Source organism: Brevundimonas sp. UBA7838 (genome assembly GCF_002500885.1).
GTDB lineage: Bacteria > Pseudomonadota > Alphaproteobacteria > Caulobacterales > Caulobacteraceae > Brevundimonas > Brevundimonas vesicularis_C.
In genome coordinates this window covers 1-24,975 of sequence record NZ_DLTK01000092.1, presented here as the reverse complement: position 1 = coordinate 24,975, position 24,975 = coordinate 1, and the positions used below count along the sequence as shown (strand labels likewise).

General features: G+C 68.1%; 27 protein-coding genes and 1 tRNA gene. 13 read left to right on the top strand and 15 right to left on the bottom strand.

Going from position 1 to position 24,975, the window contains the following annotated elements:
* Positions 1–197: 197 nt before the first annotated feature.
* From B3T77_RS07885 to B3T77_RS07870, 4 genes are all read left to right on the top strand, one after another.
* On the top strand, positions 198–338 hold the full coding sequence (locus B3T77_RS07885; RefSeq protein WP_155965911.1) for a hypothetical protein: 141 nt from the start codon (positions 198–200) through the stop codon (positions 336–338).
* A gap of 84 nt (positions 339–422) precedes the next feature.
* The gene (locus B3T77_RS07880) at positions 423–662 is read left to right on the top strand and encodes a DUF3297 family protein (RefSeq protein WP_292078664.1); all 240 of its coding nucleotides are present in this window, start codon (positions 423–425) and stop codon (positions 660–662) included.
* A 43-nt stretch (positions 663–705) separates the two neighbouring features.
* Positions 706–2,145, top strand: coding sequence for a M20/M25/M40 family metallo-hydrolase (locus B3T77_RS07875; protein WP_292078662.1), 1,440 nt, complete (start codon positions 706–708; stop codon positions 2,143–2,145).
* A gap of 47 nt (positions 2,146–2,192) precedes the next feature.
* Positions 2,193–2,279: transfer RNA gene (locus tag B3T77_RS07870), tRNA-Leu, on the top strand.
* A gap of 17 nt (positions 2,280–2,296) precedes the next feature.
* Here B3T77_RS07870 and B3T77_RS07865 read toward each other — a convergent pair.
* Positions 2,297–3,706 carry an SLC13 family permease gene (locus tag B3T77_RS07865; protein WP_292078670.1) on the bottom strand — a complete coding sequence of 470 codons (1,410 nt, stop codon included), beginning with the start codon at positions 3,704–3,706 and terminating at the stop codon, positions 2,297–2,299.
* Positions 3,707–3,794: 88 nt separating this feature from the next.
* Between B3T77_RS07865 and B3T77_RS07860 the strand changes: the two genes are divergently transcribed.
* On the top strand, positions 3,795–4,613 hold the full coding sequence (locus tag B3T77_RS07860) for a hypothetical protein (protein WP_292078660.1): 819 nt from the start codon (positions 3,795–3,797) through the stop codon (positions 4,611–4,613).
* Positions 4,614–4,615: 2 nt separating this feature from the next.
* Here the strand turns inward: B3T77_RS07860 and B3T77_RS07855 are convergent, their stop codons facing one another.
* Genes B3T77_RS07855 through B3T77_RS07830 form a run of 6 tightly spaced genes read right to left on the bottom strand, consistent with a single transcriptional unit; the run spans position 4,616 to position 9,466 of the window.
* Entirely contained in the window at positions 4,616–5,245 is a 630-nt protein-coding gene (locus B3T77_RS07855) for a methyltransferase family protein (protein WP_292078658.1), read from the bottom strand.
* Positions 5,246–5,255: 10 nt separating this feature from the next.
* A complete protein-coding gene (locus B3T77_RS07850; RefSeq protein ID WP_292078656.1) occupies positions 5,256–5,903 on the bottom strand; it encodes a tetratricopeptide repeat protein in 648 nt (215 codons plus the stop codon).
* 27 nt (positions 5,904–5,930) lie between these two features.
* Positions 5,931–6,683: an SDR family NAD(P)-dependent oxidoreductase gene (locus B3T77_RS07845; protein WP_292078655.1), complete on the bottom strand. Its 753-nt coding sequence runs from the start codon at positions 6,681–6,683 to the stop codon at positions 5,931–5,933.
* A complete protein-coding gene (locus B3T77_RS07840) occupies positions 6,673–7,350 on the bottom strand; it encodes a TenA family transcriptional regulator (RefSeq protein WP_292078653.1) in 678 nt (225 codons plus the stop codon). Before B3T77_RS07840 ends, B3T77_RS07845 begins: the two co-directional genes overlap by 11 nt.
* A gap of 8 nt (positions 7,351–7,358) precedes the next feature.
* The gene (locus B3T77_RS07835; RefSeq protein WP_292078652.1) at positions 7,359–8,783 is read right to left on the bottom strand and encodes an AMP-binding protein; all 1,425 of its coding nucleotides are present in this window, start codon (positions 8,781–8,783) and stop codon (positions 7,359–7,361) included.
* Complete coding sequence (locus B3T77_RS07830; protein ID WP_017504196.1) at positions 8,780–9,466, bottom strand: thermostable hemolysin; 687 nt, start codon at positions 9,464–9,466, stop codon at positions 8,780–8,782. The genes B3T77_RS07835 and B3T77_RS07830 overlap by 4 nt, the downstream gene beginning before the upstream one ends.
* A gap of 121 nt (positions 9,467–9,587) precedes the next feature.
* On the opposite strand from B3T77_RS07830, the gene B3T77_RS07825 reads away from it, so the two are divergent.
* The 3 genes from B3T77_RS07825 (at position 9,588) to B3T77_RS07815 (ending at position 13,614) form a co-directional block, all read left to right on the top strand.
* Entirely contained in the window at positions 9,588–10,151 is a 564-nt protein-coding gene (locus B3T77_RS07825; RefSeq protein WP_292078651.1) for an RNA polymerase sigma factor, read from the top strand.
* Positions 10,152–10,236: 85 nt separating this feature from the next.
* The gene (locus B3T77_RS07820; RefSeq protein ID WP_292078650.1) at positions 10,237–11,217 is read left to right on the top strand and encodes a FecR family protein; all 981 of its coding nucleotides are present in this window, start codon (positions 10,237–10,239) and stop codon (positions 11,215–11,217) included.
* A 21-nt stretch (positions 11,218–11,238) separates the two neighbouring features.
* Positions 11,239–13,614, top strand: a complete 2,376-nt coding sequence (locus B3T77_RS07815; protein ID WP_292078649.1) for a TonB-dependent receptor — start codon at positions 11,239–11,241, stop codon at positions 13,612–13,614.
* On the opposite strand, the gene B3T77_RS07810 is transcribed toward B3T77_RS07815, so the two are convergent.
* On the bottom strand, positions 13,615–14,304 hold the full coding sequence (locus B3T77_RS07810; protein WP_292078648.1) for a VIT1/CCC1 transporter family protein: 690 nt from the start codon (positions 14,302–14,304) through the stop codon (positions 13,615–13,617).
* A 141-nt stretch (positions 14,305–14,445) separates the two neighbouring features.
* On the opposite strand from B3T77_RS07810, the gene B3T77_RS07805 reads away from it, so the two are divergent.
* Both B3T77_RS07805 and B3T77_RS07800 read left to right on the top strand, forming a co-directional pair.
* Positions 14,446–15,483: a DNA adenine methylase gene (locus tag B3T77_RS07805; protein ID WP_292078647.1), complete on the top strand. Its 1,038-nt coding sequence runs from the start codon at positions 14,446–14,448 to the stop codon at positions 15,481–15,483.
* 62 nt (positions 15,484–15,545) lie between these two features.
* Positions 15,546–15,824: a hypothetical protein gene (locus tag B3T77_RS07800; protein WP_271042775.1), complete on the top strand. Its 279-nt coding sequence runs from the start codon at positions 15,546–15,548 to the stop codon at positions 15,822–15,824.
* 7 nt (positions 15,825–15,831) lie between these two features.
* Here B3T77_RS07800 and B3T77_RS07795 read toward each other — a convergent pair whose 3' ends face one another.
* The 7 genes from B3T77_RS07795 to B3T77_RS07765 all read right to left on the bottom strand — a co-directional run bounded on the left by B3T77_RS07795 (position 15,832) and on the right by B3T77_RS07765 (position 21,368).
* The gene (locus B3T77_RS07795) at positions 15,832–16,473 is read right to left on the bottom strand and encodes a ribonuclease HII (protein WP_407060802.1); all 642 of its coding nucleotides are present in this window, start codon (positions 16,471–16,473) and stop codon (positions 15,832–15,834) included.
* Complete coding sequence (locus B3T77_RS07790; RefSeq protein ID WP_292078646.1) at positions 16,466–17,074, bottom strand: DNA-3-methyladenine glycosylase I; 609 nt, start codon at positions 17,072–17,074, stop codon at positions 16,466–16,468. Before B3T77_RS07790 ends, B3T77_RS07795 begins: the two co-directional genes overlap by 8 nt.
* A gap of 423 nt (positions 17,075–17,497) precedes the next feature.
* Entirely contained in the window at positions 17,498–18,256 is a 759-nt protein-coding gene (locus tag B3T77_RS07785) for a 3-oxoacyl-ACP reductase (RefSeq protein ID WP_292078645.1), read from the bottom strand.
* Between the two features lie 8 nt (positions 18,257–18,264).
* Positions 18,265–19,068, bottom strand: coding sequence for a YgfZ/GcvT domain-containing protein (locus B3T77_RS07780; RefSeq protein WP_292078644.1), 804 nt, complete (start codon positions 19,066–19,068; stop codon positions 18,265–18,267).
* Between the two features lie 50 nt (positions 19,069–19,118).
* Positions 19,119–20,507 carry a response regulator gene (locus B3T77_RS07775; protein ID WP_292078643.1) on the bottom strand — a complete coding sequence of 463 codons (1,389 nt, stop codon included), beginning with the start codon at positions 20,505–20,507 and terminating at the stop codon, positions 19,119–19,121.
* A 67-nt stretch (positions 20,508–20,574) separates the two neighbouring features.
* Complete coding sequence (locus B3T77_RS07770) at positions 20,575–21,141, bottom strand: hypothetical protein (protein ID WP_292078642.1); 567 nt, start codon at positions 21,139–21,141, stop codon at positions 20,575–20,577.
* On the bottom strand, positions 21,138–21,368 hold the full coding sequence (locus tag B3T77_RS07765) for a hypothetical protein (protein ID WP_292078641.1): 231 nt from the start codon (positions 21,366–21,368) through the stop codon (positions 21,138–21,140). The genes B3T77_RS07770 and B3T77_RS07765 overlap by 4 nt, the downstream gene beginning before the upstream one ends.
* Positions 21,369–21,454: 86 nt before the next feature.
* Here B3T77_RS07765 and B3T77_RS07760 point away from each other — a divergent pair, with 86 nt between their 5' ends.
* The 3 genes from B3T77_RS07760 (at position 21,455) to B3T77_RS07750 (ending at position 24,695) form a co-directional block, all read left to right on the top strand.
* Entirely contained in the window at positions 21,455–22,420 is a 966-nt protein-coding gene (locus tag B3T77_RS07760) for a glycosyltransferase family 9 protein (protein WP_292078639.1), read from the top strand.
* A 218-nt stretch (positions 22,421–22,638) separates the two neighbouring features.
* Complete coding sequence (locus tag B3T77_RS07755; protein ID WP_292078637.1) at positions 22,639–23,970, top strand: dihydroorotase; 1,332 nt, start codon at positions 22,639–22,641, stop codon at positions 23,968–23,970.
* Positions 23,967–24,695, top strand: coding sequence for a prephenate dehydrogenase (locus B3T77_RS07750; RefSeq protein ID WP_292078635.1), 729 nt, complete (start codon positions 23,967–23,969; stop codon positions 24,693–24,695). The genes B3T77_RS07755 and B3T77_RS07750 overlap by 4 nt, the downstream gene beginning before the upstream one ends.
* Positions 24,696–24,975: the final 280 nt, after the last annotated feature.

Below are 24,975 nucleotides of genomic sequence, written 5' to 3'. Positions count from 1 at the left end.
CGCTCTTCCGATCTCGCCGCCACGCCTGCGACTGCTCCCGCCGCGACCGGCCCGCAGGCCTATCAGCCGTCAGCGGCCCCCAACGCCCAGCCTCGGCAAACTGTGCAGTAACCTTAAGTGTAATCCCCACGCTGACGTTTCGTCTCGACAGCGCGCACTGTTCGACCAATGATCTTCGAACGCTCCGTCAGAGAGCGATGACATCGAGGATCCGCGCCATGATCGGCGAACTGCTTTACGTGGCGCACCGCATGCGCCGGGCCATCATACTCGCCGTTCCGGCGGTCGGAACCGTGATGATGGCCGCCGTCGCCCAGCACTATCACCTGCTGCCGTAGGTCTTTGAACCCGGTTTCGGATTGGCAGGGCGCGCCAGCGCGTCTATCACCGCGCCTTCCCGAGATCTGAGCCCGACCAACGCCATGTCCGACACGCCCCCCGATCGCCTTTCGGTCGACCCGTCCAGCCCGCATCACAACGCCGAGGTCCTGCAACGCGGCGTCGGCATTCGCTTCAAGGGCGAAGAGAAGACCAATGTCGAGGAATATTGCGTGTCCGAAGGCTGGGTGCGCCTGGCGCTCGGCAACCGCGTGGATCGCAGGGGCAAGGCTCTGACCGTGAAACTGCAGGGTCCGGTCGAACCCTATTTCCAGAACGACTGAACCTACCTAGGGTCCGGCTCTCATCTGAGTCCGGAGCCTGCTTATGTCCATCCGTCTGCTGACCGCCAGCGCCGTCGCCCTGGGTCTTGTCGCGTTTACCCCCGCGGCCCATGCTCAGGATGCGGCGACGGTGCAGCAGGCGATCGTGGTGCGCGACGCCGCGATGCGCTCGAACATCGCCATGGACTATGTCACCCAACTGACGACGCGGTTCGGCGCGCGCTCGGCGGGTTCGCGTTCCGAACAGCAGGCCGCCGCCTGGGCCGCCGACTATCTGCGCGCCAACGGCTTCCAGAACGTCCGCATCGAAGAGTTCCCGCTGGTCGGCTGGGAGCGGGGCGAAAGCTCGGCCGCCATCGTCGGTGACAACGCCCAGGCCCTCGTCGCTGCGGCTCTGGGCCACTCTCCGGCCACACCACGCAACGGCGTCGAGGCGGAGGTCGTGCGCTTCTCCACGTTTGAAGACCTGCAGGCCGCGCCCGAGGCCACCGTCCGCGGCAAGATCGTCTATGTCGACTTGGGTCAGATGCACCCGATGCAAGACGGCTCGGGCTATGGTCCTCAGACCCGCGTGCGCGGCGCCGGCCCCGGCGTGGCGGCGGCCAAGGGCGCGGCGGCCTTCGTCATGCGTTCGGTGGGTTCGGACGAAGACCGGATGCCGCACACCGGCACCACCCGCTATGTCGACGGCAAGCCGACCATTCCCGCCTTCGCCCTGGCCGCGCCCGACGCCGATCAGGTCAGCCGCCTGGTCGCCCTGGGCCAGCCGGTGCGCATGCGCCTAACCTCGACCGCCCGCACCTATCGCACCACCAGCCAGAACGTCATCGGCGATTTGCCCGGCGCGACCCGGCCCGACGAGATCATCGTCCTGGGATCGCACATGGACAGCTGGGACCTGGGCACCGGCGCCATCGATGACGGGGCAGGGGGCGCCATCACTATCGCCGCCGCCAAGGCCATCGCCGACAGCGGCCGTCGCCCGGCCCGCACCCTGCGCGTCATCTTCTATGGTTCGGAAGAAGTGGCTCAGCCGACCGCCCAAACCGGCAACGGCGGCGGCGTCTACGCGCGCGGCCAGGGCGCAGCGCTGGACAAGCACATCATCGCCGGCGAGAGCGATTTCGGCGCCGACCGCGTCTATGCCCTGCGCCTGCCCGCCGGCGCGCAAGGCTCGGACTTCCAGAAGGCCGCGACCCGCGTCCTCTATCCGATCGGCGTCCTGGCCTCCGATCGCGTCGAGACCGAAGGCGGCGTCGATGTCGGACCGATGGGCCCGCTGGGGGTGCCCTTCTTCGGCCTCGCTCAGGACGGAACCCGCTATTTCGACCTGCACCACACCGCCAACGACACGCTCGACAAGATCGATCCGGCACAACTGAACCAGAACGTCGCCGCCTGGGCCGGCCTGCTGTGGCTGATCGCCGATTCGGACGTGGACTTCCGGGCGATGAAGCCCGCGACCACGCCGGCGACGCGCTAACCCCGCTTGGCCCCGGCGAACGGGCTGGCTATACAGCCGGTCCGGTCGCGGGCGTGGCGAAACTGGTAGACGCAGCAGACTTAAAATCTGCCGGACGAAAGTCCTTGCCGGTTCAAGCCCGGCCGCCCGCACCACTCCGAACGCCACTCGATCAGAACGGGAAGAAGATCGGGATGGCGACCATGGCGGCGATCCAAGTGATCAGGTTCAAAGGTAGGCCGACGCGGACGAAGTCCATGTAGCTGTAGCCGCCCATGTTGAAGACCAGCACATTGGTCTGGTAGCCGAACGGGGTGGCGAAGGCGGCAGAGGCCGCCATCATGACGCACACCAGGAAGGGTCGGGGATCGACGCCCAGGCTTTCGGCCAAGGCCACGGCGATGGGGGTGATCAGCACCGCGACGGTGGCGTTGGACAGCAGTTCGGTGGCGAACAGCGTCACGCCGTAAAGCACGATCAGGGCGCCCAGCGGTCCCAGGGGCCGGATCACGCCGATCAGACGATCTGCGCCGGCGGACGCCAGCCCCGTGACCTCAATGGCCGTGCCGACCACGACCATCCCGGCGATCAGCAACAGGATTTCAGGACGCAGTCCGGCATAGGCCTCCTCAGGCGTGATGACGCGCAGCAGGATCAGTCCGACGGCGCCGGCGAAGGCCGAGGCGGCGATCGGCGCCCACCCCAGCGCCGCGGACAAGATCACCAGGACGAATACGCCCAGCGAGATCGCGGCCGGCTTCAGGCGCAGCGGGCGATCGGCGGCCCCATACAGTTCGACGTCGCCGAGATGCGCATCGCCCGACCCATCGACCTGGTTTCGTGATCCGCCCAGGCGCGGCAGGCCGAACGGCAGCAGGCGCTTGCGGCGATTGATGGCCTCGGCCTCTGCGCGGCGACGCGCCTCTTCCATTTCCGCCAGACGCGCGGCTTCCGCCTCGTCCATGGCGACCGATCGGCCGAGTTGGCGCGCGCCCACGAAATAGAGCCATAGGCCGCCGACGACGGCGATGGCCAATCCCACGGGCGTGATCTCGAACAGGCCGAAGACCGGCTGGCCGGCGTTGCGGGCCATATCGTTGACCAGCAGGTTGGTCGAGGTGCCGATCAGCGTCAGCAGACCGCCCATGACAGTGACGTGGCTGAGCGGCATCAGAAAGCGTTTGGGCGACAGGCGCAGCGACTGGGCCACGTCGCGGATCACCGGCGCGGCCAAGACCACCACAGGGGTGTTGTTCAGAAAGCCGCCGACCGAACCGCACAGGCCGATGACGATCCAGATGCCTCGGGCGCCGATCCGGGCGGAAAGCTGCGTCGCCTGTCGGATCAGCCAGCCCAAAAGGCCGGACAGTTCAATGGCGTAGGCGATGACGAACAGGCCGGCCAGCGCGATGACCGCAGGACTGGCGAAGGCGCCTTGCACCTCGACCGGCCGCACGACGCCCAGCAGCAGAAGCACGGCGGCCCCCGTCAGGGCGACGACATCGGCCCGCATCTTGCCATGGATCAGGACGCCCACGACGGCGACGAGCACGGCGAGGGCGGCGATCTGGTCGAAAGTCATGAAGCTGTGCAGACCGTCCCCCATGGCTCGCGTCAACCTTTTCGGGTGAGCGCATCCCCCTCAGCGGTTCGCGTGTTAGGGTGGTTCCATGCTCGATCCGATTGCGTCGCCTCGTCCCCAACTCGTCGCGCTTGCATTGTCCCTGGTGGTGCTCGCCGGCTGCCAGCGTGAGCCGCAGCCTGCGCCTGCTCCGGACAAAAAATCCGAAACGCCGCCGGTCGTGACGGTCGCGCCAGCGCCGGTCTTGGACCGCGCCGGCCTGCTTCAGGCCATGGACGTCGCCGCCTCGGCCTTCGCCGCAGGGCGCGAGGTCGGGGGCGCGTCTCTGGCAGGGCGCCGCTTCGTCGTGCGCCAGGCCTTTGGGTGCGGTGAGCCCGGCGACGCCGCCGAGGCTGCGGCCGATGGGCAGGCGACAGTCGCCTGGGCGAAGGATGGTCAGAGCCTGAAGTTCAGCCTGGCGCCGGCGGATTGGTTGCGGTCCGGCCTGATCGGAAACGACGACAACAGCTTGGAGGCGGCCGAAGGCTTCTGGTTGGCCCGGCCGTGGCTGCGCACCGAGGCCTGCCCGGCGATTGCGCCCGGCGCATCGGCTTCAAGCCAGGCCTCGCCTCAAACTTCGGGGCTGGCCGCCGTATTCAAGCCGAACGGCGCGCGGACTGGCCGTCGAAACGGCCGCGCCTATCAGTTCACCCTGCGCGGCGAGGATGGCCAGCCGCCTGTGCCATCAGCACAGGGCTATCGTCTCGTGCTGGAAGGCCGGATGACCACCTTCGCCGACGGCCGCGCCATCCACTGTCGTGCGGCAGCCCCTGATCAACGGCCGGTCTGCATCGGCGCGGCGCAATTCGATCGCGTCGCCTTCGAAGACGCCGACGGCCAGACGCTCAGCGAATGGCGCGACGGTTAGGGCTAGAACAGGCTGATCGGAAAACCGATCAACCCTGATGACTGCAGGTGCTCGATGCCCTCCATGACGGGGATGGCGGCGAGGAAAACCAGGCCGTCGCGCAGGGTGCGGACGAAGAAGGCGGGACGGATGGTCAGTTCGTCGGCGTCGCGCCAGCGAGCGGGCTTGGGCCAGAAGCGCGGCGTGCGGGCGCAGTAGGCGGCATAGGGCGCGCCGAAATGTTCCGCCAGCCAGGCCTCTTCGCGACCGACCGTGCGCAGAAAGACCAGGAAGGTCGCCACGGCGAAGATCGCGCCGATGGTCACACTGCCGGTCTGGGCGCCGACGCCGAAGGCGCCGATGAAGCTGAAGACATACAACGGGTTGCGCGTCATGGAATAGGGGCCGCGATCGACGATTTCCGCCTTCTTGCGTCCGCCGATATAGAGCGAGCACCAGGCGCGGCCGACGATGGCGATGATGATGGCGGCCAGGCCCAGGCCTTCCACCCCTTCGTGCCATTCGCCGTCGAGAGCGGCGACTGAGCGAACGCTGGCGGTCAGGACGATGAGCGCCAGCAGAACCAGACCGGCGAACCATTTGCGACGGCGTTGGACGACGTCGAGCGACAGGGCGGGGGGAACAGGGCTCATGATGATATGTTCAGTGATGCTGCTGAGCGCGGACGAGCAGGGCGCGGGCCTCAGCCTTGCGACCGCGGTCGGCGACGGCGCGGCCGGGACGGGCCGGGGCGTCGATGGCCTTTTGCAGATAACGCGCGGCGCCGTTCCAGTCGTGTTCGCGAACCAGCAGATCGCCCATGAAGAAGTTGGCGTCGACATCGTTGGGCGCCATGGCCAGACCGCGCAGTAGGTAGTCGCGGGCGCGCTGGCGGTTGCCGAAGCCGATCGGGGCGCCCGGCACCTGGGCGTAGAGCGAACCGAGGCTGACATAGACCGAGCCGTTCAGCGCGCGCGGATTGATCCGCTCGGCCTGTTCCAGTTCGGTGCGCGCCTCACGCACGAGGCCCAGGGCGCCGATGCCGCCCTTCAATCCCGCTTCCGAAGCGGTGATGATGGCGTCCCAGACCAGAGGTTCGGCGCGGTTGGGGCATTGGGCCACAACGGCGTCGGCCTGGGTGTTCAGCCGCGCCATTTCCGCCATTCGAACGCCTTGCGGAACCTCGAAGTTCACATGGTCCCACGACTGCTGGAGACCGCGCGCGCGGTCGTCGCAGGCGTCGGCATGGGCGACGGAGGCGATCGTCAGGGGGGCGGCCATCAGGGCCAGGGCGAACAGGGCGGTTTTCATGGCGTGTCTCTCCTTTTGTTCTGTGGTTCAGCCGGCGAACAGGGCGCGGGCCTTCAGGTCGTTGGATTTCAGGGCCCCGTCGATCAGGCCGGGGGCCAGGGCGTTGAGGCGGACGAACAGGCTTTCGGGGAAGCCGAGATAGACGTCGCGGCGATCGTTGCGGATGGCGGCGACGATGCGGTCGGCGATCGGGTCGGGATCGTCGACAGCCATGCCGGTCAGGCGCGCATACTCGTCGACCTTGGCGGAGTTGAACGGCGTTGCGACCGCGCGGGGCGCGACATAGGTGACACCGACCCCCGTGCCGGCCAGTTCGCGGCGCAGCGATTGGCTGAGCGCCCGCATCCCGGCCTTGGCGCTTGAATAGCTGGCGAAGTGGGCGAAGTTGATCGACCCGAAAATGGAGCCGACGTTGGCGATCTGGCCATGCTTGCGCGCCTTCATGTCGGGCAGGACGGCTTGGGCCAGACGCGCCGGCGCGACCAGATTGACCATGTAGGTCGCCAGCAGGTGTTCGGGCGTCTGCTGCTCCAGCGGGCCGAAATGCTGGATGCCGGCGATATTGATCAGAATGTCCCAGGCGCGGCCGCCGGCCTGTTCGGCGACGCTGTCAAGGCCCTGCGGGGTCGATAAATCGCCCACCAGGGTGTGATGGCCCGTCATTGGCGCGCGGGCGACGATCGTGACCCGACCGCCCTCGCGCTCGATCCGCTCGACTACACGACGCCCCAAGGCGCCGGAGCCGCCGGTGACCAAGATGTTGCGATCTTCAAACTGCATCGACCGTCTCCCGCGCTGCGATGTGGGGGATGGAGGCGAAGACCCCGCCGAACAGGCCGAACATCACTTTGGCCATGTGGACGATGGCGGCGCGGTCGTCGGCGTCCGACACCCCGTCCAGCAGTTGCTTGAGGAACAGGATGTGATCCTGATCCAGAGCCCCATGAGAGATCAGATAGGTGAAGGCGGCGGCCGGCAGGCCCAGGCTTTGCTGCACGGCCTCGGCGCCGACGCTGGCCAGTTGGATGCTGGTGCCTTCCAGCACATAGACCATGCCGAAGAAGGCCATCGGATTGATGCGCTGGATGGTGTCATAGGCATAGGCCACCATCAGTTCGGTCGCGACGTTTGGGCCGTCCTGCACGGTCTGATCGGGGTCGCCGCCGGCGGCGCGGATGTCGTTAAGGATCCACTGCTCATGGCCGGTTTCCTCGGCGATATAGTCGTCGAGCGCGGCCTTGAAGACGGCGTGGTCATTGTCCAGCCGCGACCGGGCGGCCTGCATCAACGGCACGGTGTGGCGGACGTGGTGATAGGCCTGGGCCAGATAGGCGACGTAGGTGTCACGGCTGATGCGGCCGGCCAGACCGTCCCTGATCTGGGGGATGGCGGCGAAGGCGGCCCGCTCGGTTGCGGTCGCGGCGACCAGGGTTTCAAAAAACGACATGCGAACTCTCAGGCGGCTTGCGAGGGGGAGGGGGCGTAGGTGCGCAGCAGGGTCTCGCGACGCGGACGACCGTTGGCGGTGACCTGACCGGCGGCGGGATCGAAGGGCGGCACCAGACGCCAGTCGCCGATGCGGGCGTAGTCGGGCAGGCGGCCGTTGGCGCGTGCGACGGCGGCCTCGATCTGGGCAGGGTCGGCGCCGGGCGTCGCCACGATCAGGGCCGACAACGACGCCTGCGCCTCGCCCATCGCCATGGCCTGAAGGATCTGGGGTTCGGCCAGAAGCTCGCTCTCGACCCATTCGGGCGCGACATTGCGGCCGAAGGCGGTGATCAGGGTGTTGGCCTTGCGGCCTTCGATGCTGAGCCGTCCATCGGCGTCGAAGCGGCCGATGTCGCCTGTGTGCAGGCGCTCCGGCGCGGGCGCCTGGCCGACGTAGCCAAGGAAGGGATGGGGCGAGACCAGGATTTCGCTGTCGTCGGCCAGATGGACTTCAAGGTGAGGCAGGGGTCGGCCGACCGTGCCGGGGCGGCCGTCGTCCGGACTGTTGAGCGCCACGACCGAGGCGCATTCGCTGAGGCCATAGCCCTCGACCACGGGCAGGCCGGCCTTGGCGGCGGCCTCCAGCAGGGCCGGGGACACCCGGGCGCCGCCGACCGCGATCATCTCCAGCCGATGATCCAGCCGCATTGCGCCTTGGGCGCCGATCAGGCCGCGCAGCACTTCGGGAACCAGGATCAGGGTTGTGGCGCCGGTCTGGACAATGGTGGTCAGCAGGCGCGCAAAGTCGGGGCGGAAGGCCTCGCCCATCCCGGCCTCGGCCAGGCTGGCGGCGTGATAGCGGCCGCCGGCCAGAAGCGTCGCATAGAGGCCGGCGACATTCTCCAGCAGCACCGCCAGCGGCAACACCGGCAGATGCAGCCCGGCGCGATCGCGGCCCAGGATCTGAACCAGAGAGGCGGCGACCGCCTCCATCTGATCCTGCGACAGGCAGACACCTTTGGGCGCGCCGGTCGAGCCGGAGGTGTAGGTGATCTTGGCCGTGCCGGGATGCAGATCGCGCACCGGCAGCCCTGTCGGCGTCAACCGGATCGGCGAGCCGCCCGCCGTCAGTTCGCCCGAAGCGCCCGGTGTGATCAGCAGCCCCGCGCCGGCATCGGCCAGGGCGTGATCGCGTTGTGCGACCGTGAAGAAGGGTGGGATCGGCACGCTTGGTCGCTGGGCGAGGATCAACGCCAGATCGACGACGACCCAGGCCGGCCCGTTGTCGAGCAGGACCCCGACGGGAGACCGGTCGTCGGCCAGGGCGGTCGCCAGCTGACCGACCTGCGCCAGAAGTTCGGCCGCGGTCAGCGAACCCTCGGCCCACTGGATCATCACATCATCAGGCGTGGTGCGGGCGCGACGCGACAGGGCGTCCAGAACGGCGCTCATGAGCGATCCTCGTAGTGCAGGCGGGTGCGGACGGCCCGTCCGACCGGCGCCGTTTCGGAGAAGTGATCCAGCGGCGCGGTCGCCGCGTCGATCGAGCCGGCCAGCACCACCGGATCGGTCTGATAGTAGGCGCCCCAGCTGCCGCCGCCGTCGTCCAGGCGGCGCGGATCGGCGCGCGCGAGCTGAAGCGCGCCCAGACCGGCCTTGTGGAAGATGCGGCGCAACTCGTCGGTCGCGGTGGCGACGGCGAACCGCAGACCTTCGGACTGCAGATGATGGGCCATGGCGGCGAACAGGAAGACGGTCGCGCCCTGTCCGCTGGAGGCTAGGCTGCCGATCTCGACCACCTGCGCGCGGTCGATGACGGCGCCGATGGCCTGGCTCAGGACCGTCTCGACGGAGCCGTCCAGATATTGTTCCAAGTACAGGGGCGCCTCGGCGGCGTGCCGGAAGCCGACGGCGGCGTAGATGACGCCCGCCTCGTCCTGAACGCTCATCAGGGTCGGGAAATGGGCCTGGATCTGGCCGCCATAGGCCTCGGCATAGGCCGCCTCGATGAACTGCTCCACGCGGCGACGTTCGCCTCGGCAGGGGTCGTCGAACCGGATGATGCGCGACGACAGCGTGCGGCGCGCGCGCGGCCGAACCGGATCGGCGTCTTCGGGCAGGCGAAGTGGAAACATGTGGGCCTCGGGCCAGGGGACTTCGGGCCAGAGACGACGCGGTGCGGCGACCCCCACAAAAAAATCTTTCGCCGTCGCAATCGCGGTTGCCGCAGAGGGCGCAGCAACCCACGATGGGGTGGTGAACGCCTCTTCCGGTCCCCCTCAGCACGAACCGAGCCGACCGGCGCGGCAAGCCCTGGCGGACGCGTGGCTGGACAGCCGCCCGGCCCTGGTGCGCTTTCTGACGGCGCGCACGGGATCGTCGGCTGCGGCCGAAGATCTGGCGCAGGATGTCTGGGTTCGGCTGCAGTCGATGACCGAGGAGGCCGCCGCCGAGGTCCGCCACCCGCAGGCCTTTCTCTATCGGATCGCCGCCAATCTGGCCCTGGATGCGTCCAAGGCCCAGCGTCGTGCGGGCGCGCGCGATCTGGAATGGCGGCGCGCTTCCGCTATCGATGATGCGGCCGAAGCCCAGGATGCGCCGTCGGCCGAGGACGCCGTCTGGGCAAAGCTGAAACTGGAACAGGTCGTCGCCGCGATCGACCGGATGCCGCCCAAGGCCGCGGAAGCCTTCCGTCTGCACAAGATGGCCGGGCTCAGCCAGGCCGAGGTCGCCGAACGGATGGGCGTCTCGCGCAGCGCGGTCGAGAAATACGTCTCCGCCTCCCTGAAGGAACTTCTTCTGCGGGTCGGTTGGCCATGACGACCGGATTTCGCCTTTTTTCATTGAGGATGCGGCGAGACCGCGTCGTCTCTTCCCCAAAGCCCGCTCGGGCCCGGACCGGATCATGACCCAAGACGCCGTCATCAAGGACGAGGAGATCGCCGCCCAGGCCGCCGCCTGGGTCGTGCGTCTGCGCGCCGATGACGTGGCGATCGCGGACATCGACGCGGCGACGGCCTGGCTCGATCAAGACCCGGCCCATCGGCGCGCCTTCGACGAGGCCGAGGGGCTGTGGGCGGCGTCGGATGTCCTAAACGACCGTTCCGACGTCCAGCCGGCGCCAGTCATCGACCTGTCGGCGCACCGCGAGCGGCGCAAGGGACCGGGGCGGCGGTGGATGGTGGCGGTCCCGGCGATCGCTGCGGCCCTCGCCGCGGCGATCTTCCTGGGTCCGATGCTGCAAACCGCCCCGACCGTGATCTACAGCACCGCACCCGGCGAAACGCGGACGGTGACGCTGGACGACGGATCGCGGCTTCAGATCAACGGCGGCTCGACCCTGTCGGTGAAGATGGAGCGGGGACGGCGTCTGGTGCACATGGATCAGGCCGAGGCGACCTTCGACGTCGCGCATGACGCCGGCCGACCCTTCCTGATCGACGTCGGCGAAAGCCAGGTGCGTGTGGTCGGCACGGCCTTCAACATCCGCAGATCCTCCGATGACACCCAGGTGGCGGTGCTGCGGGGCGTGGTCGAGGTTAGCGACCTGAACCAGCCCGCGCGCCGTGTGCGTCTGACGGTCGGTCAGTCGGTCCAGCGCGACGACGCCGACGACCGGATGACCGTGGCCCCCGTCGATGTCCGCACCGCCGCCGCCTGGACCCAGGGGCGACGGGCCTATGACGATCGACCGCTGCGAGAGATCGCCGCTGACCTCAGCCGCGCCTTCGCCACGCCGGTGACCGTGGCGCCGAACGCGGCGAACCTGCGCTTCTCCGGCACGCTGGTGCTTGATGACGAAGCGGCGGTGATCGGCCGGCTGGAACGGTTCCTGCCGATCAAGGCCACTCGCGGGCCGCAAGGGGTTCGTCTAGAACGGCGCTGAACCTGCTTCGGACGTCGCCTTTTGGTACGAGCCTTCCTCTGCGCCCTGGTCGTCGTTTGCGGTGTGACCACGCCGTCGATCGGCATGGCCCAAGGGCGTTCCTCGCTTCAGGTGTCGGTTTCGCCGCAGCCCTTGCGGACCGCCGTCCTCGATTTCGGTCTGCAGGCGGGCGTGAGCATCGACGCCGCCGGAACCGAGCGATGCGGCCCCACGCGCGGGGTGAGGGGGAGACTTTCTGTCGATGCCGCCCTGTCGAGGCTGATGCTGGGCACACACTGCGTCGCGACCCGTGTCGGCGACGGCGCCTACAGGATCGTGCGGGTCGCCGCCGCGCCGCCCGTCGTCGCGCGAACGATCGCAGCGCCGCCCGCGCCCGTGACCCCGACAACGCTGGATGAAGTCGTGGTGACGGCGTCACGCACGGACAATCTGCTGCTGTCGCGCGCCCCCTACGGCCTGTCGTCGCTGGATGGAGTGACGTTGGAACGTGCCGGGGTCAGCGACCTAGACGGCGTCGCTGCCCGCGTCTCCGGCCTGACGGTCACAAACCTGGGGCCGGGGCGCGACAAGCTCTTCATTCGCGGCCTGGCGGACGGACCTGTTGCGGGACAGGCGCAAAGCCTGATCGGGCTCTATCTCGACGATGTGCGCCTGACCTACGACGCGCCCGATCCGGCGTTGCGTCTGGCCGACATCGAACGGGTCGAGGTTCTGCGCGGGCCGCAGGGGGCGCTGTACGGCGCCGGTTCGATGGGCGGCGTCGTTCAGATGGTCAGTCGCGCGCCGGACCTGGACGGCGTCTATGGGCGCGTGACGGCGGAGGGGGCGCTGACGGCCGGCGGCGCGCCGGGCGACGCCGTCGAGCTGATGATCAACGCCCCGATCCTTCGCGATCGCTTGGCGGTCCGGGTCGTCGGCTATGACGAGACGGTCGGCGGCTACGTCGATGACGAGGCCCTTAGCCTGAGCAATACCGGCGGCATGCATCGGCAGGGGCTGAGGGCGGCGGCGCTGCTGCGTCTGAACCCCGGCTGGACCTTGAAGGCGGGCTTCCTGGCCCAGACCATCGACGTCGACGACAGCCAGTACGCCAACCTGGGCGCCGACCAACCCTATGCGCGTCGTCGCAGCCTGACGGAGCCCAGCCGCAACGATTTCGACGGCGTCTGGGCCTCGGTGGACGGGGATTTGGGCTGGGCGCGGCTGCGGGCCTCGTCCAGCGTTCAGTCGCACAGCCTTGATGCGCGCTACGATGCGACGCCTGCGGCCGGACTGTTCGGGCTCACGGGAACAGCGGCGCTGGACCAGGCCGACGACCTGTCGGCTGCGGTGCATGAGGTGCGGTTGAACGGCGACTTCGGCGCGCGGCTGAGATGGAGCGCCGGGCTGTTCTTCTCGGAATACACCCACACTCGCACCGTCGCGATCTCGGACGGGCAGGGCGGGCCGGGGGTCTATCGACAGCACAGGCGCGACCATGTGGACGAGGCGGCTCTGTTCGGCGACGCCGCCTATGCGCTGAACGACCGCCTGAAGATCACGGCCGGCGCGCGCCTGTTCCGCATCGGGGTCGAGCATCGCAGCGAAACCGACGGCGATCCGACGGAGGTGTCCGGAGAAGACGCTCTGGTCGATATCACTCCGCGCCTGGTGATCGAATATGATCGCGGCCCCTTCGTCTTCTACGCCTTGGCGACCGAGGGTTATCGCGGGCCGGGCTTCAACGCTGGCGCCGTGCCGGCTGGCGATCAGCAGCCCGCGCGACAGGTGAAGCCGGACGAGATCGTCGCCGGCGAGGCGGGCGCGCGCTTCACCCTGTTCGAAGGGCGACTGCGCGGGCGAAGCGCCATCTTCGTCGCCGATTGGCGCAACATCCAATCGGACCGGTTCGACGCCCGGGGTCTGCCCTTCACCGCCAATCTGGGCGACGGCCGCAATCGCGGCATCGAGGGCGAAGTCGAATGGCGCGGCGGGCCATGGACGCTGGACGCGCACGCCGTCGTCAATGATCCCGAGTTGACCCGACCCGACCCCGGTTTCGCGCTGGGGACCGACACACGCCTGCCCGCGGTCGCCGATTTCAGCGTGCAGGGCGGCGTCGTGCATGAGGCGCATCTGGCGCATGCGACGGTGCGTTCGGAGCTTCGCCTGGGCTATGTCGGCCCGACCGATATCGCCCTGTCGCCGACCTCGACCGGCGCGTCGGCCGGCTATCTGACCAGCTCGCTGGGCGTCGGCGTGGAGATCGATCGCTGGGCGATCAGGGCGTCGGTAGACAATCTGTTCAACCGCAGCGACGACACCTTCACCTTCGGCAATCCCTTCTACGCCTCGGGCGACATCAGCACGCCGCAACGACCGCTCACCGCCCGCCTGGCCCTGACGGCGCGGTTCTGATCAGGCGGCGATGTGGAACAGGCGGCCGACGCCTGCGGTGATGGCCATGGCGAGCGCGCCCCAGAAAACCACGCGAAGAACCGATCGCCCGATAGGCGCGCCGCCTGCGCGGGCGCCCAGGGCGCCCAGCACGGCCAAACCCAGCAGGGCGGAAACCGCGACCCAGATCGCCAGCGTGTCCAGCGGCGCGACGGCAGCGACGACCAGAGGCAAGGCGGCCCCGGCCGAGAAGGTGATCGCCGAAGTCAGCGCCGCTTGGATCGGCCGCGCGGTGGTGATCTCCGAAATCCCCAGCTCGTCGCGCGCATGGGCGCCCAGCGCGTCATGCGCCATCATCTGACGCGCCACCTCGGTCGCCAGTTCCGGCGCGACGCCTCGCCCGACATAGATGCCGGCCAGTTCGCGCGTCTCCGCTTCATGATCACCGGCCAGTTCGACTGCCTCGCGCGCCAGATCGGCCTTTTCGGTGTCGGACTGCGAACTGACCGAGACATATTCGCCCGCCGCCATCGACATCGCGCCCGCCGCCAATCCGGCGACGCCCGCGATCAGTATGCCGCCATGACCGGTCGCCGCCGCCGCGACGCCAACCACCAGACTGGCCGTCGACACCAGCCCGTCATTGGCCCCCAACACCGCCGCCCTGAGCCAGCCGATGCGATCGACCCGATGGGTTTCACTGTGCAGCATGCGCCTTCTCCGTAGTCGTCGCACCGAGCATGGACCGGGCGTTGGCTTGAAGCTAGGCGCGGCGTTTATATCCCGACGATCCGGGCAACTTCGCGCGCCCCGCGACAGCCGCTATGCTGCCGTGATGAGTCGGGCCGCGTCATGATCAAATATATCGGCTCCAAGCGCGCCTTGCTGGGGCATGTGACGGGTGCGGTGGCGGGGGTGCTGCCGCAGGGCGGGCGGGTGTGCGATCTGTTTTCGGGCACGGCCCGGGTCGGGCACGCCCTGAAGAAGCAGGGGTTTCAGGTCTGGTCGAACGACCTGAACGCCTATGCCCACGCCCTGGCGACGACCTATGTTCAGGCGGATCGGGAGCGGTGGGTCGAGCGGGGCGAGGTCGTGCTGGCCGAGTTGCGGACGGTGAAGCCCGAGGCGGGCTGGTTCACTCAGGCCTTCTGTCAGGATGCGCGGTATTTCCACCCGGACAACGGTGCTCGCATCGACGCCATGCGTGACCGGATCGAGGCCATGGGCCTGGAGCCGGAACTCAAGGCCATCGCCCTGGTCAGCCTGATGGAGGCGGCGGACCGGGTGGATTCCACCGCCGGGGTTCAGATGGCCTATATGAAGCAGTGGGCGCCGAGGGCGTTGAAGACGCTGGAGCTGCGCACGCCGGATCTCGTCCCGGCCGTGGACGGGCCGTGCCGCGCGACGCAGGGCGATGCGGTCGAGATCGCCGAACAGGTCGAGGCGGACCTGGTTTACCTGGACCCGCCCTACAATCAGCATTCCTATCTCGGGAACTACCACTGCTGGGAAAGCCTGGTGCTGTGGGACCGGCCCGAGACCTATGGGGTCGCCAACAAGCGGGTGGACGTGAGGACGCGCAAGAGCGCCTTCAACAGCCGGCCCGGCATCGGCCCGGCGCTGCGGACCGTGATTGAGCGGGTCAAGGCGCCGAACCTGATCGTCAGCTTCAACGACGAGGGGTATCTGAGCCGCGCCGACTTGGTCGAGATGCTGTCGGCGCGAGGCCATTTGCAGGTCCTCGAGGTGGCGCATCCTCGCTATGTCGGCGCCCGGATCGGGATCCATAATCCCAAGGGCGAGAAGGTCGGGCAGGTCGGGCGGCTCAAGAATGTCGAGCACCTGTTCGTGGTGACCGAGCGGCCGGTCTCCCTGCCCGTGCCCGCATAGACACCAATGAAAACAACGGAGGGTAGGGCGGAACGCGAATCGCCGCGTGCCGTTGTGGGACTATGCAACCGCACCCGTACACCGCCCCCAAGACCGATCGCCCCGACGACTACCGCGTGCGTCCGGCGGCTGAGCCGCGCTCTTGGGCGCCGCGGACGGCGGATGCGACCTTCACCCATAACGCCGCGCGCTACACGCGGCAGGTCGAAGCTGCTCAACCCATCGAGCAGATCGATGTCGAGCCCGAGGTGGCGCCGCCGCCGCGCTGGATGATGGCGATCGCCGGGGCGGCTGTTGCGGCCCTGATGGGCGCGCTGCTGGGCGGCTTCCTGCACATCTGAGACGGCGTCAAGCCTCCTGCAACAGCGCCTTGATCGGCGACCAACTGCGCCGATGGGCGGGGCAGGGGCCCAGGGTTTTCAAGGCGTTCTGGTGGATCGGGGCGTTGTAGCCCTTGTGACTGGCGAAGCCGTAGCCGGGATACTGGGCGTCCAGATCGATCATCAACCGGTCCCGCGCCGTCTTGGCCAGGATTGAGGCCGCCGCGATGGATAGCGACAACCCGTCGCCGCCGACGACCGTTTGGATTTCGCACGGAAGCTTGAAGCGATAGTTGCCGTCGACCAGGGCGGCGACCGGCTGGACCTGCAAGGCCTCGATGGCGCGGCACATGGCCAGACCCGTGGCATGCAGGATGTTCAGTTCCTCGATCTCGTCTACAGAGGCGAAGCCGACGCCCCAGGCGACGGCGCGGGCCTTGATCTCGGGCTCCAGGGCGGCGCGACGCTTTTCGGTCAGGGCCTTGGAATCGTCGATGCCGGGCGGCAGGTCGTCGGGGTTCAGAATGACCGCCGCCGCCGAGACGGGGCCGGCCCAAGGGCCGCGCCCGGCCTCGTCCACGCCGCAGACGTGACCGTTGACCCGCTGCATCAGCACGGTTTCCAGCGCGAGCGTCGGGAAGGCTTTCGGATTTGCGGGGGCTTTAGCCATGGCTCGCCATCGCACGAACCTGGGCGTGACGGAAGCAGGTCGTCTGGTGATCGTTGACCATGCCGACGGCCTGCATGAAGGCGTAGACGATGACCGGGCCGCAGAAGTTGAATCCGCGCTCCTTCAGCGCCTTGGCCATGGCGACAGACTGTTCGGTCTGGGTCGGGGCCTGGCGATAGTCGGCGTAGGGGGTCTGGATCGGCTCGCCGCCGACGAAGGACCAGAGCCATTCTGAGAAGTCCTCGCCATCATCGCGCATCTGAAGCCAGATCTGGGCGCCCCGGACGGCCGCGTTGATCTTGGCGCGCGAGCGGATGATGCGCGGATCGTTCAGCAGGCGCTGGATGTCGGCCTCGTCGTAGCGGGCGACGATCTCGGGATCGAAACCATCGAAGGCGTCGCGGATGCCGTCGCGTTTTCTGAGGATGGTGATCCAAGCGAGACCGGCCTGAAAGCCGTCGAGGACCAGCTTTTCCCACAGGGCGCGGGGATCGCGCTCGGGCACGCCCCATTCGGTGTCGTGATAGGCGACATAGAGAGGGTCGGTCCCGCACCAGCCGCATCGGCCTTTGGCGGTCTGGGGCGCGTGTGAGTCGGTCATGGCCTGAAGTTGCCAGTCTGTTCCGATCGAGGGAAGGGCGTTCGGCGTCGGGGCGACGGAGGAAAAACACCGTCTAAAGTGTCTAATTCGTCTAATCTCGGAGGCTGGGCTCGGGTGGATGCGGTCAGGTTTTGCGGCCTCTGGCGTAAAACCGCGCATAGTAGAGGCGTCGGCGGCGGGGGCTGGTCGATTGACGCTGGTCGCAGACAAGTTGCGGAAATGTTTGTGGAAGTTTCGCGGCGATACGATGGATGGCGTCGCTTGATCCCTCTCCCATTGGGAGAGGGCTTGAGCGCACGGCGGCGATAGCCGTCGTTCTGGCGCGAAAGGGTGAGGGTCGGATTGTGCGAACTGGCCCCCGCCCGACCCTCATCCGGCCCTGCGGGCCACCTTCTCCCAGCGGGAGAAGGAATATCGCGGGCTTCAGTCCCGGACCAATCCGCCGTCAACGACCAGGTTCTGACCGGTGACCGCGCGGCTCCAGGGGGAAGCGAAGAAGAGGACAGCGTCGGCGAGCTCTTGCGGGGTCGTTACGCTGCGCAGCGGGGTCATGCCGGCGATCAGGTCGAAGACGGCCTCGGGCGTGGCGGCGCTGGCGTCGGTGGTGCGCAGGAGACCGCCCGAGACCATGTTGACGGTGATGCCGTCAGGGCCGAGGTCGCCGGCGGCGGTGCGGGTCAGGCTGAGCAGGGCGGCCTTTGCGGCGGTGTAGTCGTGGTAGGGCACGACCGGGTTCTGGAACAGGTTGGTGCCGATGTTGACGACGCGGCCGAACCGGGCGGCCGCCATGCGGGGGGCGGTCGCCTGGATCAGGTTCAGGGCGCCGCGCACGACGGTCGAGAACTGACGATCCATCTCGTCCCAGCCGATGGCGGTCATCTGGGACCGGGCGTCGCCGTTGAAGCTGTAGTCCAGGGCGTTGTTGACGACGGTGGTGACGGGGGCGCCGAAACGGCCTTGCGCGGCCGCGACCATGGCGTCCACCGCGGCGCGGTCGGTCACGTCGGCCTGGAGGGCGAGGGCGCGCTCGCCGATCTCGGCGGCTAAAGCGTTCGCGGCCTCGCCGCTGTTCCTCCAGTTGATGACGACGCGAGCGCCTTCATGGGCGAAGGCGCGGACGCAGGCGGCGCCGACGCCGCGCGCCCCGCCGGTGACGAGGACGATCTGATCGGCGATCTTCATGGGGGGACTCACGCGTTGGAGGAGGGAAGGACGTCCTCGCCCATCCAGGCGGGTTTGCGCAAGCGCACCGGGCGGCCGTCCACGGTCAGGTCGCCGTCGAGGCGGTCGACGCGCAGCAGGGCCATGACCGAACCGTCCTGCCCCGAGAGGACTTCGCCCGCGCGCAGTTCGCCCTTCAGCACCTCGGCGCCGAAGGCGGGGGGCGGGCCGTCGAAGTCCAACGGCAGCATCCGGTTCTTGATCGTGCCCCGGCGCTTCATCCGCGAGGTCGTTTCCTGGCCGACGAAACAGCCCTTCTGGAAATCGATGCCGTTCAGCAGGTCGAAGTCGGCCTCGATCGGATAGGTCTTGTCCTGGGGCGCGTCGGCGGTCGGATCGGGCAGGCCGATCGACAGGCGATAGGCGTCGTAGTCGGTCTCGGCGGCGTCTGCAGTCGCCTCGCCATAGAGGCGGCCGCCCATCAGGGGCGTGCGGGGGTCGGGATTGAAGCCGGCGGGGGCCTCGGGCCAGGCGGCGAAGACCGGGCGGTCGTCGGCGGCGACCTGAACCTTGGCGCGCAGCTTGTACATCGACAGGCGCTGGATCAGGGCGTCGCGACGCTCAGTCGCCACATCCAGCAGGACGCCATCAGCCTGTCCTAGAAGGAACAGGTCGAACAGCAGCCGGCCGGGCGGCGACAACAGGGCGCCGAACCGCAGTTCCCCGTCGGCCAGCGTCTCCACATCCTGGGTCAGCAGATTGTGCAGAAAGGGTTTCGCATCCTCGCCCGTGACCGAGATCAGGGCGCGACTGTCGAGACGGGCTATTGGCATGGGGCGAAGATAGGGCGGGGGCGAACGGTTCAGAAGACGCCGCGGAGAATTTAGGCGACCTCGGCGGCCTCGTCTTCGCAACGGGGATCAAAGGTGCGCCAGTCGCTGGCGCCCCACGCGGTGACGCGCATGACCAGGTCGACGATGTTCATCGGCTTGGCGATGCAGTCGTCCATGCCGGCCTGTTCGTACTGGGTCAGCTGTTCCGGCAGGGTGTTGGCGGTCAGGGCCAGGATCGGCGTGCGGCCCACGACGCCGGGCAGGGCGCGGATGGCGCGGGTCGCCTCGACGCCGTCCATGACGGGCATTTGGATATCCATCAGGATCACGTCCCAGTCGCCGGTGCGGGCGGCCTCGACGCCCTGTTCGCCGTCGTTGGCGGTGGCGCAGGCGATGCCTTGGGCCGTCAACACCGCCATGACCAGGGCGCGGTTACTGTCGTGATCGTCGACATAGAGGACGCGCAGGGCAGGGACGTCCTCATTGGCCGGCGGGGTGGGCTCGGCCGGGGTGTCTGAAGGCTCCAGGGGAACAACGTTGTCGGCCGACAGGTCGATCATATCATTGACGACGGACAACAGGCGCTGGCCCGCGCCGTTGATGCGGGCGACCTGATCGGCCTGTTCGTCGGGCAGGCCGGCCTTGGACAACAGATCGGAGAAGCCGATGACCGCATTCAGGGGCGTGCGCAGTTCGTGCGACATGTCGGTCAGGAACTTCTGCCGGGCCTCGGCCATCGAAGTCTTCTGCTCGGCGGCGACGCGGGCCTGTTCGGCCTCGACCCGTTCGGTCACGTCGATCTCGTTCAGCAAGACGCCGAGATGGCCCGTGACGGGGTCCGTCACGGGACGAATGTCCAGATGGTGCCAGCGCACGCCCTCGCGTGTGATGATCTCGCAGACGTCGGAAATCGCTAACCCCGACAGGGCGGCCGCCAGCATGGGCTGGGCGCGCTCGGGTTCGGCGAACCGGGCCTCGAAGGGGTGCGCGGTCGATCCGTAGGCGGCGAAGGCCGACGGATTGGAGAAGATCGGGCGGGCTTCGCTGTCGAACAGGGTGATCAGGGTCGAGGTGTGACGAAGGGCCTCGACCGCGCGACGCTCCTCGTTTTCCACTGTGATTGGCGCGGCCTCGAACAGCAGGACCGGCGTGCCGTCCGTCAGGCGATAGGTCGAGATCACCGCCGACACCGTCAGCGGTCGCCCGCGCGGGTAGAAGGTCCAGTCTTCCGTTAGGGTCTCACCATTGGACGTCTCGCGCGCCAGACGCTCGGTGCGAGCCAGGACGGCGGGGGAGACGTTGCTGAAATCGCGCGCCAGAAGGGCGTCGAGATTATCGGAGCCCCAGAGGTCGAGCGCGGCCGCATTAGCGTAGACGCCGCGCAAGGCGACCGGATCGAACATCCAGATCGGTCGTTTCAGCGCGTCCCAGGCCTGCATCGACGGCGTGCCCTTTCCAGCGACGGCGTTACGGATTTTATCGTAACGCCAAGGGCTTAAGCTTCGGCTAAGCTTTCGGCCGATCCTGGGTTGTCACCGCATATCGCGCGGCGACGCCGTCCGGCTGGAAATCGTGTTCGGCCAGCCGGTCGAGGGACATCAGGACGCGGGTCGTGAAGGCGTCGGTGTCGCCATCCTCGATGGCCGGACGCAGCCAGTCGGTGACGACGGCGCGGGCCGGATAGGTTCCGACGGGGCCGGGAATGCTGAGCGCGACCTCAATGCCTTCCGCGACCCAGCCGGCGACGGTCACGAAGAAATCCGGCGAGGCCAGGAAGTCGGAGCGGCGCAGGACATAGAGGGTGATGACCCCATCCTCGACGCCGTCGGGGCGCACGATGACGCCGCTGCGATCCGGTCGCCAGTCGTCGGACAGCTCGACCACACGCCACAGGCAGAACCAGATGCGGCAGGTGTTCGGCCGAATCTCGTGGACCGAACAGCCGGCGCCGTCGACGCAATAGGCGCACAGCTCGCCCGTCGGCTTGGCCAGTTCCGGCAGGTTCAGCGGAATGACCCGGCAGCATTCGACGCAACCGCCGCAGGTCCGGCCGGGAAGGAGAGGCAGGCTCACCCGGCTGAACGCTCCAGCCGGGCGATGCGGCGGTCCATGTCGGCGACGACCGCTTCCAGCCGGGCCTTTTCGGAGGCCATATCGATGGGCGTGCCGTCCTCGTAGGAAATTGTCGCGCCCTTGGCGATCAGGTCCAGCCGATAGATGGCCGTGACGCGCTGGGCCTTGAAGCGTTCAAGGGCGGCGGCGGCTTCTGGATCCGGGGCGGCGTCGGGCGTCTGGCTCATGCGGGTCGCTGTAGCGCATGGGGCCTTCCTGTGGAAACACGCGTTTGGCGCTGAACCGCGGATAGAATCCCTGTATCCGTCGACGGATGATCGGGCGGTTTCCCATCCTTTACATCGCCGAGGCGGACGCCGAGGACGCCGTGCTGTCTTCCGGCGTGCTGGCGCATCTGGTCGAGAGCCTGCCGCACGCGACGTTCACCATCGTCGGATCGGCCGCCAGCGCGCCGCTGTTCGCCGATACGCCGCGCTTGACGAAGCTGATCGTGCTGGAGCGCGAGGGCCATTTCGAATGGATCGCCCTGTGGAACCAGGTGCGGGCGACCAAATGGGGTCTGGTCGTGGACATGCGCGGCTCGGACCTGTCGGGCAAGCTGAGGCGGCACAAGCGCGCAGTGCGGGGCAAGGATCAGCCGGGCCTGCATGCGGTCGAGGCGGCGGCGGCGGTGCTGAAGCTGGAGCCGGACGAGATTCCGGCGCCGAAACTCTATGTGTCGGATGAGACGCGGGCCCAGGTCGATGCATTGATCCCGGCGACGGGTGGAGACGGGCCGATCCTGGCGGTCGGGCCGGGCGTGGAATGGATGGGCAAGCGCTGGCCCGCCGAACGCTACGCCAAGGTCGCGGCCAAGCTGCTGGCCGACGACGGGCCGCTGGCGGGCGGGCGGCTGATGATCGTGGGCGAGGAGATCGACCGCGAGGCGGCGCACACGATCCGCTATGCCGTGCCGCGCGCGCGGGTGATCGAGCTACAGGGCAAGCTGACGCGCCTGCAGACGATCGCGGCACTGTCGAAGTCGGTGCTGTACATCGGGGCGGACTCGATCTGGACCCAGCTGGCCGTGGCCTCGGGCGCGCCGGTGGTGGCCGTGTTTGGACCGTCGGACGAGACCGTGCGCGGGCCCTGGAAGGGCGAGGCCGTGCGCGGGCCGCGCACCTATGAAGAATTCAAAAAGCTGGATCCGCGCCTGAACCAGGCGATCCAGCATATGATGGATCTGCCGTGGGAGCGGGTGCTGAAGGCGGCGCAGCGGATGTTGAAGGCGCGGGGCTGAACCCGATCTCCCTCCCCGTTCGGGGAGGGTGGCCGCGAAGCGGCCGGGTGGGTGCGGCCGGCCATCCTGCGACGGACCTGTGTCGTTTCACCTTGCCGTCCCCACCCGACCTCGCCTGCGGCTCGGCCACCCTCCCCGAACGGGGGGGAGAGCGTTTAGCGGCTTTCATGGTCGACGCTGCATCCGCTAGAACCGCGGAAACACCCGCAGGAATTCTCATGACCCAGACCTATGACCTGATCGTCCGTGGCGGCGAGGTGGCGAACCATGCGGGGCGGGGCAAGGCGGATGTCGGGGTGATCGACGGCAAGATCGCCTTCATCGGCGATCTGTCTCAGGCATCGGCAGGCGAGGTCTTCGACGCGACGGGCCTGACGGTTCTGCCGGGCGTGATCGACACCCAAGTCCATTTCCGCGAGCCGGGGCTGGAGTGGAAGGAAGACCTGGAGACGGGCAGCCGCGCGGCGGCCCTGGGCGGCGTCGTCGCCGTGTTCGAGATGCCGAACACCAATCCCAACACCACCGATCCCGACACCATGGCCGACAAGCTGGCGCGGGCGAAGGATCGGATGTGGACGGACCACGCCTTCTACGTCGGCGGCACGCATGAGAATGCGGACTATCTGGGCGAACTGGAGCGCCTGCCCGGCTGCTGCGGGGTCAAGGTCTTCATGGGCGCCTCGACCGGCGACCTGCTGATCGCCGACGACGAGGGCGTGCGTAGGGTCCTGTCCAATGTGCGCCGCCGCGCCACCTTCCATTCCGAGGACGAATACCGGCTGGTCGAGCGGCGCGGCCTGGCCCGCACCGGCGATTGGACCAGCCACCCCGAGGTCCGCGACGCCGAAAGCGCCATCCGCTCGACCCGGCGCCTTGTCGGCCTGGCCAAGGAGACGGGCGCGCGCATCCACGTGCTGCACGTCACGACGAAAGACGAGATGGAATATCTGCGCTTCCACAAGGATGTCGCCACCGTCGAGATCACGCCCCAGCATCTGACGCTGGTCGGACCGGAAGCCTATGAGCGGCTAGGCAGCTACGCCCAGATGAACCCGCCGATCCGGTCGCAGGTGCATGTGGACGCTCTGTGGCTGTGGGGGATGCAGCAGGGCGTGGCCGACGTGCTGGGCTCCGACCATGCGCCGCACACCAAGGAAGAAAAGGCCAAACCCTATCCGGCCTCTCCGTCCGGCATGCCGGGGGTGCAGACGCTGGTGCCGCTGATGCTGACGCACGTGGCCAATGGGCGGCTGTCGCTGGAGCGGTTCATCGACCTGACCTCGGCGGGCGCGCAGCGGGTGTTCGGTACGGCCAACAAGGGGCGGATGGCCGTCAGCTATGACGCCGACCTGACCATCGTCGATCTGAAGGCCAAGCGGACGATCACCCATGAACAGCAGGCGACGCGCTGCGGCTGGACCCCGTTCGATGGGGTGGAGGCGACAGGTTGGCCGATGGCGACGATCGTGCGCGGTCAGGTGGTGATGAAGGACGGCGAACTGATCGGATCGGCGCACGGGCAGCCGGTGCGGTTCATGGAGACGCTGTGAGGGAGAGGCTCGGCCTGATCGGCTTCGGCGCCTTCGGGCGGCTGACGGCGCGGCATCTGTCGGCCTGGTTCGATATCTTAGCGCATGACCCGGCGGCCAGCGATGACGAGGGCTTCGCGACCCTAACCAATCTGGCGACCGCCGCCGCCTGTCCCACGGTGGTGCTGGCCGTGCCGGTCGAGGCGTTGGATGCGACACTGGTCGCCATCGGCCCGCACCTGAGGCCCGACGCCTTGGTCATCGACGTGGGCTCGGTCAAGGTGAAGCCGGCGCAGGCGATGAACGCCCTGCTGCCGCCCGGCGTGCGGGTCGTCGGCACCCATCCCCTGTTCGGACCACAGAGCGGCAAGGACGGCATCGCGGGCCTGCGGATCGCCGTGTGCGAGGTGCGGGGGGCGAAAGACGCCCGCCGCGTCGCCGCCTTCTGCCGCCGCGCGCTGGGGCTGAAGATGTTTCAGGTCAGCCCCGAGGACCATGACCGCGAGGCTGCGACGGTGCAGGGCCTGACCCATTTGATCGCCCGCGTCTTGATGGCGATGGAGCCCCTGCCGACGCGCATGACCACCGCAAGCTTCGACCGCCTGATGCAGGCCGTCGACATGGTTCGCCACGACAGCCCCGCCGTCTTCCGCGCTATCGAACGCGACAACCCGTTCGCGGCCGAGGTTCGGGAACGGTTCTTCGCCCTGGCGGAGGAGGCGCGGGGAGGGTTGGGAGAAGACTAAATGGCGAGGCAACCAGCGTATGATCCAGCGGAGGCGATAGATCGATAACGCCACTCCACGCGGCGGATTATGAACGCCATACGTTGGGCGCGAGCGGTCAATGGAGTCTGGCGCACTTTCAATCGCCATGAAGCCCGTCAGGATATTGCCGACAGCCCGGCATCACCTGCTGCGCACGTGTATGAGCGAACGACGCTTGATTCTCAGATTATGATGATTGCCCGCGTATTTGATGCTCCAGGCCGTGGCCACATCCTTACTGACGTGACCCCCTGAAACT